General features: G+C 33.5%; 11 protein-coding genes. All 11 read right to left on the bottom strand.

Annotated features, from left to right (window positions below; all coding sequences use genetic code 11):
• Positions 1 to 6: 6 nt before the first annotated feature.
• The 11 genes from LLS04_RS01990 to LLS04_RS02040 all read right to left on the bottom strand — a co-directional run bounded on the left by LLS04_RS01990 (position 7) and on the right by LLS04_RS02040 (position 12246).
• On the bottom strand, positions 7 to 1557 hold the full coding sequence (locus LLS04_RS01990; protein WP_323611645.1) for a DUF4240 domain-containing protein: 1551 nt from the start codon (positions 1555 to 1557) through the stop codon (positions 7 to 9).
• Between the two features lie 121 nt (positions 1558 to 1678).
• On the bottom strand, positions 1679 to 2533 hold the full coding sequence (locus LLS04_RS01995) for an alpha/beta hydrolase (protein WP_323611646.1): 855 nt from the start codon (positions 2531 to 2533) through the stop codon (positions 1679 to 1681).
• A 43-nt stretch (positions 2534 to 2576) separates the two neighbouring features.
• Complete coding sequence (locus LLS04_RS02000) at positions 2577 to 3401, bottom strand: tRNA 2-thiocytidine biosynthesis TtcA family protein (protein ID WP_323611648.1); 825 nt, start codon at positions 3399 to 3401, stop codon at positions 2577 to 2579.
• An 87-nt stretch (positions 3402 to 3488) separates the two neighbouring features.
• Positions 3489 to 4535 carry a 23S rRNA (adenine(2503)-C(2))-methyltransferase RlmN gene (rlmN, locus tag LLS04_RS02005; protein WP_323611649.1) on the bottom strand — a complete coding sequence of 349 codons (1047 nt, stop codon included), beginning with the start codon at positions 4533 to 4535 and terminating at the stop codon, positions 3489 to 3491.
• 183 nt (positions 4536 to 4718) lie between these two features.
• Positions 4719 to 5711: a 2-hydroxyacid dehydrogenase gene (locus tag LLS04_RS02010; RefSeq protein ID WP_123171057.1), complete on the bottom strand. Its 993-nt coding sequence runs from the start codon at positions 5709 to 5711 to the stop codon at positions 4719 to 4721.
• 23 nt (positions 5712 to 5734) lie between these two features.
• Positions 5735 to 6778 carry an AEC family transporter gene (locus LLS04_RS02015; RefSeq protein WP_013853332.1) on the bottom strand — a complete coding sequence of 348 codons (1044 nt, stop codon included), beginning with the start codon at positions 6776 to 6778 and terminating at the stop codon, positions 5735 to 5737.
• A 421-nt stretch (positions 6779 to 7199) separates the two neighbouring features.
• On the bottom strand, positions 7200 to 7592 hold the full coding sequence (gene tagD / locus LLS04_RS02020; RefSeq protein WP_323611650.1) for a glycerol-3-phosphate cytidylyltransferase: 393 nt from the start codon (positions 7590 to 7592) through the stop codon (positions 7200 to 7202).
• A 4-nt stretch (positions 7593 to 7596) separates the two neighbouring features.
• Positions 7597 to 8781 (bottom strand): CDP-glycerol glycerophosphotransferase family protein, encoded by a 1185-nt coding sequence (locus LLS04_RS02025; protein WP_323611651.1) that lies wholly within the window; start codon positions 8779 to 8781, stop codon positions 7597 to 7599.
• Positions 8774 to 10117, bottom strand: a complete 1344-nt coding sequence (locus LLS04_RS02030) for an O-antigen ligase family protein (protein ID WP_323611652.1) — start codon at positions 10115 to 10117, stop codon at positions 8774 to 8776. The genes LLS04_RS02025 and LLS04_RS02030 overlap by 8 nt, the downstream gene beginning before the upstream one ends.
• Positions 10118 to 10142: 25 nt before the next feature.
• Positions 10143 to 11276, bottom strand: a complete 1134-nt coding sequence (locus LLS04_RS02035; protein WP_323611653.1) for a glycosyltransferase — start codon at positions 11274 to 11276, stop codon at positions 10143 to 10145.
• Entirely contained in the window at positions 11269 to 12246 is a 978-nt protein-coding gene (locus tag LLS04_RS02040; protein WP_323611654.1) for an ATP-grasp domain-containing protein, read from the bottom strand. The genes LLS04_RS02035 and LLS04_RS02040 overlap by 8 nt, the downstream gene beginning before the upstream one ends.
• Between the last annotated feature and the right edge of the window lie 3 nt (positions 12247 to 12249).

A 12249-nucleotide genomic window follows, 5' to 3' on the forward strand; every position in this document is an offset into this window, starting at 1 on the left:
TCTTTTTTATACTTTAAATTCATTTACTTTGATAACTCCCGATAACGCATCAATGGTAACCCATTCCAAGCCATCATCAATTAAACGACAAACAACACCCTTTTCAAGCTCATACATACGATTTGATTTACGGTCAATTAAAACCATACGAAGCCCTTTACGAGTTTTCTTGTATCCCACAATAATGGCTTCATTATGAACAATTGGAAATAAATCTTCATACTGAGAAGGGAATGTCTGTTGGTTTAAAACTTTATACTGATTGAGCCACACTGAGATTCCTTCTCGCATCCCTAATAACCATTCAGTATCATTGACAGATGCGATATTGTAATAAATATTTGCATCATGTTTTAATAAATGTTGATCATCAAGTTGATATTCAAAAACTCCCTTAAAACAATTTGTGCGATTCATCTTACTGCAATATCCAAATAGAAAATTATCCCCAAAACGACGCATCAGCCCTGCCCCTGATACAACTTTAAATGTCGACCGCGTCAACAAATTAAAGCGATAAATATTAGGACAGGATACCGAATCAATCTGTCCTGAGAAGTATAAAGAGTGATTATGGAGAATTGCTTGATCTAGAAGTTCCAAACATCCATCTAAATAAGGACTGACATAATCTATCGTATTTGAATCGATGCGATATACTAAATAACAATCATCCCCATGACTGTTCTCATATCCGTAATCAACCCGAAACACACAGCGATAATCTACTGCATCTAAATACTTAATTTTCGCAATTTTCTGACTTGAGAAGATGTCATTTTTGGTTCCTGTTTTGAAATCGAATCGAACCAGTCGTGTTCGATGTTTTTGTAAATCTACAGCACAATAAAATAAATACGAATGCGTGGCTGTAAGCAACTCAATATTTTCCGATATTGGCTCATTTAGATCATAATACTCACTACGAATATGAGGATTCAACGTTTCTTCTTTTTCAATGTTTGGGAATTCATCCATGATTTTCAAATTCACATTCCAGTCATTCAAGACTTTTTTCACCGTTTCTTTAGAGTGATTAAAATTATTTTGAAATGATCGATGGTGACACGTTTTCGGAAGGATAATTTTAATATCATTAAACGCATTTTCAAGTGTTTCATAACCACCCCAAGGTTCATGGTGATAATAATCCGGATCATCGACACATAAATCGATCATTTGATTCGTACCAATGACATCATATAGTTGTGGCATGGATGCCTTACCCATCCCCATCTCTTGGGTTTTGGTATACGTCTCATCGGGAGCCGCTAAAATTAGCTTATAAAACCCATAGCCTTGACTGATGGTCCATGCATAGAAACCATCAAGCATTGCTTGTTCTGTTGAGTCATTCACAATAGAACAGACCAAGGTAGGCCAAAGACTTTTTTCTAAAATACGGACATACGTATAGAAATAATCTGTGAAACCTTGATAATCCGTTGCAGGCATTTTTTGTGTTGCCTTTTCAAATAGAAAATAGAACAACGCATCATCCTTCAGACTTTGTTGGCGTATTGTATCAATGATTGACCAAAAATTTACCTGATTCATAAACATACCTCATTTCACCGTTTCATCACAAATAATATAAGCGATTTACGAACAAGGAATTTGAATATGTTATCTAAGTGAATGAATATGTCATCAAACACACAAAAAATAGCCTTTACGGCTATTTTCTAGGAGTCGTACGGTCATTAAGCCAGTCAATACTGTCTTGCATGACTTCCAATCCATTCGGTTCATCATATAATACATGTTTCATATTAGGATAAAGTTTAATCGTTTTATCCTTAGAACGAATTTCTTCATAAAACGTTTCCGAGACATCCTTGGGAACGGTCGGATCTTCTTCTCCTTGCGCAATAAATGCAGGATAACGGTAAGCATTCAATTGCGACATTATCGTCTCAGCACCATCTATAAATACCGTTTTCGCAAACCGTACGGTAAAATAAGAAAGTTTTAAGGGGTTTTTACTGGTGAAGGCATAATCACGTTCAAGTGCTTCTTTTTTTATTGGATTATTCAGTTCTAAAGAATCACCTGAAAACTTAACCAGAAGATCATCTGCAACCTTATTCATCACTTTCAAGGCAAGCTTATTTGGTCCGCGAACTGCACTCACATATCCAACGGCAGGACCTAGAAACACTTGCCCACTTAAACTATTTGGATATTGAACACCATACAGTGCGGAGATCAGACCACCCATACTAAATCCGAGCGTAAACAAGGGAACGTGGATGTTCTCACGTGTCGCTAAACGAATAATGGTATGAAGGTCCTTCACATACGTCTCAAACGAATCAATATCACCACGTTCAGATTTGGTCTTACCATGACCTCTCATATCATAACGATAGACAGAATATTGGTGTTCATTAAGTAATCGGGCATATACATCGTAGTCACCCGAATGATTCGTAAATCCATGACACATCACCACCACACCACGGGGTTTTGGGACACTGTTTTTAATATAAAATAACGAAGCATCCTGACTTACTTTTAAATAATCATACATCCTAATACCTCTCATTCTTTAGAACATCATACCATGACTGAGATTAATCATCACCCTCATTAAATCCCTCTAAGAAATGATGCGACATCTCATCATCAAAATATGAGATAAGCTTGTTTAAATTTACATTCTCAACACTTCTAAAAATATTTGCCTCAATAAATGGATTAATTTTCTTATACTCTTGAATCCACATCTTAATCTCTTTACGTTTACTCTTTGATTCATGACCTAAGCCATCCTCATGCTCTGTAAAGCGACAGGCGCATTGAAGAAAGGTAAGACCCGTATAATTAACCCAACGCACAATGGAGGCCTCACGGACCAAATAAAGCGGTCTAATCAACTCAATACTTGGATGACTTGTAGACTTCAATCGTGGCATCATCGTCCCAACCTGACCGCCATAAAACATATTCATTACAACCGTTTCAATCACATCATCATAATGATGTCCCAAGGCAATTTTATTACACCCTAAAGACTCAGCAAATTCATACAAATGTCCACGTCGCATCCGTGCACACAAATAACAAGGATTCTTTTCAATCTTATCAACATAATCAAAAATCTTAGCATCAAACAGTGATACATCCAAACCTAAAACCTCAGCATTTTTCTCAATCTGTTCGCGATTTGTTTTTGTATACCCTGGATCCATCACCAAATACTTAACCGTAAAGGGAATCTTAGAATGTTGTACTAGAATACTGAAACATAAAGCCATCAGCATACTGTCTTTACCACCTGAAATACAAACACCCACACAATCCCCTTCTTGAATGAGATCATAATTCGAAATTCCCTTCATAAAAGGGGTCCAGATATCTTTACGATACGTTTTTAAAATAATATTTTGATGCGTCATACACGCCACTCCTTTAAATTTTAATTAATTCCTAACAAACCACACGCAATAAAAAACCAAGCCGTCACAATGCGTGACCCTTGGTTTTTATATTGTTTTACGTTGTTTCTCCACATTCGCACGCAATTGACCACAGGCAGCGTCAATTTCACTTCCCTTTTCACGTCGGATTGTACATTGAATCCCATTACGTTTAAGGTAATCGTAAAACTTCGCAGCTTGTTCAGGTTTCGTTTGACGGAATGGATTTTCATCCACTTCATTATAAGGAATGAGGTTAACATAAGCATTCATCCCTCGAATCAACTGAACAAGTTCCTTCGCATGTGTTAATTGATCATTAACTTCATCGATGAGGATATACTCAAAGGTTAAACGACGATTGCTCTGATCTTGATAATACTTCAAAGCCGAGAAAAGTTTTTCAAGATTAAACATTTTATTAACCGGCATAATTTCTGATCGTAGTGTATCATTTGAAGCATGTAATGAAATCGCAAGATTCACTTGCGTTTTCTCATCCGCAAATTTACGAATAACAGGGGCTACACCTGAAGTAGAAACAGTAATGTGTCGTGCACCAATACCCAAACCGTGATCGTGATTCACAATACGAATAAATCGCATGATATTATCATAGTTATCAAACGGTTCACCAATACCCATCACAACAATGTGACTCACACGCTTTTCTTGTTCATCCAAATGACGTTGAACAAACATGATTTGATTTACGACCTCAGCTGTCGTCAAATTACGTTTTTTCTTTAAAAGACCCGATGCGCAGAACTTACAGCCCATTGCACAGCCTACCTGCGACGTTACACAAACACTATAACCATAGTCGTGTTTCATCATTACCGTCTCAATTAAGGCACCATCGTGGCACTCAAGCAAAAATTTAGTCGTCTCATCTGAAGCAACTTGTTTCATAACAACATTTAATGTATCCAAGACAAAATCTTGTTTTAACTTTTCGCGTAACGCAATGCTTAAATCACTCATCTCATCAAACGAGCTGACACGTTTTTGGTAGAGCCATTGGAAAAGTTGTTTAGCGCGAAAACGTTTCTCACCGTAAGACTCAAAAAGATCGCCCATTTCATTTAAATCATATTCATATATTGATTTCATATTTATCACCGTATCAAGTCTAGCACGGGCAACTTGAACTTCATAGTTACATATTGCATAATTTACACTTTTTTTCACAAATTATCGGTATCGGTATTCATATGAATCAATCTTGTGAGAATTGTTAAGGTTCTTAGCAAAATCACAAACAAAAAAACCGTCATGACGACGGTTTTGATTCGATTACGCTAATTGATTTTTTGATTCACCTTTGTCGATAAACTCTTGAAGGTTTTCATATGAGTATTCAACCATATTACTTACAGCTTCATCAGTATATGAACCAACATGTGGTGTTACAAGAACGCGTGGATAAAGATTATTTAAGCGTGTTTGTAATTCATCAAATGCTTCTCCTGATAAATCTTTATTGAAGTATTTTGTTTCATTTGCAAGAACATCAGCTGCGAAACCTTGGATTTTACCAGATTCAACTGCATCAAGAATGTCATTAATGTTTTGAAGTTCTCCACGTGAAGTATTCACAACAATAACGCCATCTTTCATTTGTGCAATTTTCTCAGCATTCAAGAATTCATCATTTGAACCTTTGAAGTAAGGCATGTGCATTGAGATAATGTCTGACTCTTTTAAAAGTGTTTCAAGATCTACTTGAGTACATGTATCACCAAGGTAGTCTTTTTCAACAACATCGTAGCCGATAACATTGGCACCAACACCTTTGAAGATTGTAGCTGCGGTAAATCCGATTTTACCTAAACCAATAATCCCAACTGTTGATTTACGAATTTCTTTACTAAACATAAAGTCATCAATTTTGAAGTTTCCTTTATGTGTATTGTTTGCTGTGTATTGAGTATGACGTGCAAGTGTTAATGAAAGTGTTAATGCTAATTCAGCAATTGCATTTGGTGAGTAGAATGGTACATAAGCAACTTTTAAGCCAAATTCTTTAGCGGCTTCTAGATCAATATGGTTATATCCTACTGTACGTGTTAAGACATACTTAACGCCATAATTTTTATAAATTTCTAAATTTTGGCGATTTCCTGGGCAATTCCCACGAAGCATAACTGCTTCACAACCTTCTGCCATATGAACTGTTTCGTCATTAAGCATTTTTTCTGTTAAAACTAAATCGAAATTAAATTTTTCATTTAATTCTACAAAGAATTGTTTTTCTACTGGTCGAACACCGTAGCATAATAGTTTCATTTTAAATCTCCTTTATTTGATTCTTAGATAATTCCTACGCCATGTAATGCTGTTAGAATTACTAACCATAAAATGATTGCAACAATCGATAATACTGTAGCAACAAGTGATGCGTTTGACGAGAATAATGCTTCTTTATCAAAGTTAATTGCATAACTTACGGCAACGGTTGCAGGTGGAGTTGCCAACATGATGATAACACCAGTAATCGCAACGTAGTCTAATGGTAAGAATCCGATTTTCTTGTAGAAGATCATGATAAGTAGCATAATTGCAGGAACTACAACAAGTTTACCGAATGAGTAGATCCAAACATTCACATCTTTAGTTGCATCTTTAAGTGAGATTTTTGCTAAAGTCATACCGATTGCTAACCATGCAAGTGGTGATGATAATGATGCTAAGTAACCAACAGCTTTCATGAACCATGGAAGTGTCACATCTAAACGTAAGAATGCAACTGTCTTAGCAGTTTCACCTGCGCCTACTGTTACTTGTGGCAAGCTTGCTTGGAACATCCAAATTAAGAATCCTAAGAATGTCGCAATAATGATTGGGTTAAGAATAATTTGTTTTAAGTTTTTCTTCTCAAATTTTAAACCTGAGAATAAGATGTAGCCATATGAGTATAAGAATACACGGTATGCTACGTTAAATAAGTTTGCGTAAAGTGCTCCTTCATTTCCCAAGAAAGCAGAAATGATAGGAATACCGAAGAATGTTGTGGAACCAAAAATTGTAAGTCCACGCATTGCATCAAGTTTGTCACCTTTATATTTAGCTGTATATGCTAATGTGATAAGAATTAAAAGTACATATGCCACAAAACCAAAGATGAATGAGTTTAAACCAACAGTAAATGTTTCTGGTTTAATATCAGTCATAAATGCTTTGAATGCTAATGCTGGTAACGCAACATTAAGTAATACTGCAGTTAATGCTTTTGATGCATCATCTGTAACTTTGTTTGTTTTCTTTAGGTAGTAACCTAAAAGGATGATTGATATTGTTGAGAATATCGCTCCTAGAAACGCCTGATCAGACAGGACTTGTTTTATAATATCCATTAAATTCTCCTCCGTTAATTGATATTTCAAAAAGCACGTTTGCTTCCTTTGTGCTTCTTGGTATAAACATAATACTCCCATAACGTTGTCTTATGGTGCAATAACGAAAAGTATTACAGACTTTTTTTGACAAATATCACATATTATACCCATATTTGAACGACTATGTGAAATTCGTTACATTTTTTAACAAGGATTGCTCCAACACCTGAATATTCTTATCATTTTATTTCAATTATTATTAAAACTGTACTAAAAATCCATCCAAGTACAGTGTTAAAATGATATCACTTCTATATAAACATGTGATGACATAAGTTTTTCTTATATCAACTTTAGTCGTTCTATTTAGTTATGTGCAAATAAAAACACTATAGCTTCAGCCCTACTATTAGGAGAGATACAGTGTTAGTATGTGGTTTTATTTGGAATTATTTAATTCTTCTTTAATCAGTGTGGTAGAAATATGTGGTGTTCTGGGTAAGTATACAACTTCGCAGTACTCTTTCGGATCGTCAAATTTCCCTTCCCAATCATCACCCATTACAAAGACATCGACTTCATTGTTTAAAACATCAGTAACTTTTTGATCCCATGTCTCTTCAGGAATAACTTCATCCACATATTTTATCGCTTCAAGTATATATTTTCGTGTTTCAAATGAATGGAATGAATCCTTCTTCTTGAGCGCATTGAATTCATCCGTAGAAATTCCTACAATTAAATAATCTCCTAACGCTTTAGCACGCTTAAGAATATTAATATGACCTTGATGTAATAAATCAAACGTACCGTATGTTATAACTTTTTTCATTTGTTTACCCCTCCATTAGTATTTTTATCAATTCGATGGCTTTATGAGTTGCACATCCACACTCATCAATAAATTTCTCGTGAATTACAGATGTATTCATATAACCGTATTGGTGATCACTTGTCTCATTCAAATAATTTGTAAGTTGATCAAATGAAGTGAAGTTTCCTGCATGAAACAATTCATCATAATTAATATATAAACCTCTTTTATCTTGATACTCTTCAAAATCAGGAGTTATAAAATAAATTGGTCTATCTAGGATTGCGAAATCAACACATAAACTAGAATAATCTGTTATTACAATATCACTAATTTTAAATAAATCATTTAAGTTTGGGTAAGTACTGACATTGAGAAAATTCGGATTATCAATGTCATCATATTTTCTTGAATCACTTGCAGCATGGTGACCTCGATATAAAATAAAGTATTTATCTGAAAGTTTATCAATCATCGCTTTTTTCTCTTCAAAGTAATCATAAGTTTTATATTCTTTAAAAGTAGGCGCAAATAATATTACCTTTTTCTCTGTATTAATATTCAGAGCCTCTTTTATTAAAACAACTTGGTTTTGATCAATATTTTTGAGTTCATCGTTTCGTGGTAATCCCGTTAGATAAATAGATTCTTCAAGTGTTCCGAATGCGTTAATAAATATTTGTTTTTCATAATTTGATTGTACTAAGTAACAAGGATCATTTAATAAAGCAATACTCTTACTTTTTCCTGAGAAAACACCTGTTCCATCAACATCATTACCAATTTTTTTAAATGGTGTCCCATGCCATGTATTTATATATACAACATTGCTTGGCTTTTTAATTTTTAAACCTCTAGAAACTGTCGTATTTGTGATCCAAATTTTGGACTGAAATAAAAACTTAAAATAAGATGGCTTATCTGTTGAAATGTACTTTGTACGTGGATATTCAAATACAGTCGTATCAACAGATTTATCAACTGCCCAAATAAATTTATAGTCTTCAAAGTCAGGATCTTCCAACATTAATTTAAATATTGCAAAAGGACTATCCGAAAGGCCTTTACCTCCAAAAGAAAGAAATAACACTTGTTTTTTTCTGTTTCTAAAAACTATCCCATTTAATTTTATAAATGTATTACCAACGAGGTTGTAAAGTTTGAATAAAAAAGTACTACTTTTGATTGCTGTCTTTAGTTTACTCATCCTTTTTAATCTCCCATTTATTTTCATTACCTACGATAATAAGCATCATAATAACAAGTAGGAACCTTGAGTCGACAATATTACCAATTAACTGTGAACCAACCAAAATAATCATTAAGGCATATTTCAAATCAATATTGTTTCTCTGACCAAATAGAACAAAGTACGATTGATAAATATAGTAGAGTAGTGGCAATATTAGGAACAGGCCACCTTGAGCTAAGTATTGGAAGAAAATGTTATGTGGGATGACACCAGGATACTGCTTCATACCAAAACCAATCCCTAATAGTACATTGCTCTTAAACAATGTTACTGCTTTATACATTAAATCAAATCGTCCACTGTCATCAAACAGCTTGTTTCCACGCCATAATGTCAATAATCCCACTAATGAAATCCCAACAGCAACGAGAATTAAACTGAAGCGTATTTTTTGCTTTCTTGATATTTTATTTCCTTTAAGTATTTCAACATAAAAGATTACTGCAAGGACTACAACGAAGCAAAATAATCCTGTACGAGCAGAAGTTAAAAAACTTGCAAGTAATAAAATTATCGCACTCGAGATTCTGTATGTTATTGACTTATTATGTTTCCAAACAAGAGGAATTGCTGAAGATAGAAATAACGATAAGAAACTAAAATCTGCAAACACAACTGCGAAAGCATCCCTGTAATCAGTTGCGGATCGAATAAATCTTAAATGAAAACCTACTTCTGTATTGAAAACATAAAATAAGAAAACCTGCATAACCAAAAAACACGCAGTAGATAAAGCCGTAATTCTATAACTTTTTTTTAAGGAATCAATATTAAAGGATAGAAAAGGCATATTTAGGACGAGTAGCGTTAGTAAAACAACAAACAGCACGAGATAGTAAGCTTGTGATGCAGCGCTAATAAAATTAGGGGAACTCAATATTACGCAAGAAATTCCAATTAAAAAGATGATACTTGAAATTAAGAATCCCTTTTGATTTTTTGGATATTTCTTAAAATCTATCGAATTAATTTTTAAAGCAAATGATACGAATAGATACAGAATTAGAACGAGCAACAAAATATTAAACCATGTTAGGAATAATGGTTTAGATCTCATACCCATGACATTCACAAATGATAGCGGTACAGAATAGATAAGGAGATGGAAAATAATGTTTTCTATCCCTCCCTCTTGCTTATAGCTGAATATTGCATAACAAAAAAATGCAATTCCAAGTAGAAACACGAAATAACTATAATTCTGATTAAATCCTAAAATCGTAAAAAAGTATGTGACTGAATAAATCAGTGCAATTTTACTTTCTTTACTGCTTAATAATTTTTCTAACATAATAACTCCTCTAAAAATTCCTTAATCAATCTTCATTTTGGCAATACACATTATTTAAAGCTATAAACACATTATCTAATTGATATTGTGAACTCATATTATAATTTCTTATTCCTTCTTCTTCTAACTCATGCTTATCTGAAATAAGATTTTCGATATGATTTGCCAAACCCTCAGGACTGATTGATTTTATATCATAAATAAACTTATCATTCTTAATCAAATCAACATGGCCGCGAATATTTGATAGAAGAACTGGTTTTTTTGTTGCCATTGCCTCAAGAACACTAACAGGAAGCCCTTCACGATACGAACAGCTCAAAAATAAATCAGAACGTTCTAGGAAAGGTACCACATTGCTTTGATATCCTCCAAAAAAGATATTATTTTCAAGATTGTTTTCCGCAATAAACTCCTGATATTCGTTCAAACGATCACCAGTACCAAGTATAATATACTTGACCTTCTTATTCTTCTCAATTAAGTTTTTCATAGCCTTAATCGCTAAAATATGATTTTTATTTTCATTTAGTTCACCAATACTTAGCACTAACAAATCATCAGCATGAATTCCAAAAGATTCATCAAGTGAATCTTGATTTTGTTCTAACTTAATCATAAATGACTTGCTAAGACCTATACCCGGTATTTTATAAAGGTTTACACTTTCCGGTTTTACATTCATAAAATAGTCATAGTCTTCCTGATTAATAGTAACAACATTGTTAGTCCACTTTAGTGCACGTTTTTCCATAGTACCAAAAATTAGCCAACTTAGCTTTGATGCTCCATTATAAAATTGTAGACCATGCGCGAAATAGGTAACTTCAGCACCCGATTTATTCGCTGCTTTACGAGTTAAAAATGCGGCTATTGGTGTATGCACAAAAATTTTACTATATTTCCCAGAATTTATTAATGAAGCTATTTCCTTATAGCTTTTAATATGACTCGGAATTGATTTCGCACTACGTGTGAAGTCAATCTGGTGCAACAAAGCTCCTGTATTATCTATAAGATTATAATCTTGATCAACCATACCTTCAAAATTTGATGCAACTTCTACAGTGTAACCAAGATTCTGTAAATATTCGATATGAGGAATTAAAAATGTCTTGATTGTGATACCTACTGTAGTAACAATTAAACACTTAGTCATTTTTTACTGCTCCATTCGTATTTTGAATGACGACACTATCATACATCATCATTAAAACACCTTCATCATATTGGTAAAAAGATTTGGAGTTCTCTTTTCCTTCGAGATTATTCATAATAAATTCTACAAAATCCACACCGGCACCATAAGCATGTAAATATGCGCCACCAAAACGCGGATTAATTTCAGATATGAAATATTGGCCATTTTTATAGAATAAATCAACATCCATCGGCCCATAAAAATCTAAACAATTTACTAATTTTTCAAGTAATGGCTCTATGTTTTTATCAATAAATGAAATTGTTTTGCTTGCACCACCGATTCTCGTTTCAATTTTACGCTTTGAAAAGAAACTCACAAGTTCTCGACTATGAGTATCAACGTAAACATCTACATCTACATCTTCTTCGTCCATTAATTCTTGAATAATTAGGGACTTGTCATCCGAGAAGGCAACTTCAAGCTCATCAATATTATTTATTTTACGAGCACCAACACTACCACTACCAGTTCTTGGTTTTACGAAAACAGGAAAATCAACACCATCTTTATTTTCTAAAAATTCTTCAATATCGCCATAAGTTTTAACTGTAGAAATACTGTTCGCTTCAAGATGTTTCGCAAATTTATATTTATCAAAACAAATTTTTGCTGTTTCGTATTCGGGATGTAAAACTTCTACGCCTATTTCTTTAAATAATTCTCTATTTTTAGTAAGAATTTCAATTTCAGGATCTATAAATGTCATAATAGCCTTAATATCTTCTTTCTTACAAATGTTAATTAACTCTGAGATGTATTTCTCATCATCGATTCTCGATGTAATATAATATTTATCAGCTAAATAAATAGCTGGTGCATATTCACTACAATCTGTAGCGATAATATTCCCGTGATTTTTCATTGTTTGTTTAAAATCTTTGACTAATTCTCCACGTCTTCCCACACTACAAAAAAGTAAATTCATTTT

Source organism: Erysipelothrix enhydrae (genome assembly GCF_035066605.1).
GTDB classification, from domain to species: Bacteria; Bacillota_I; Bacilli_A; order Erysipelotrichales; family Erysipelotrichaceae; genus Erysipelothrix; species Erysipelothrix amsterdamensis.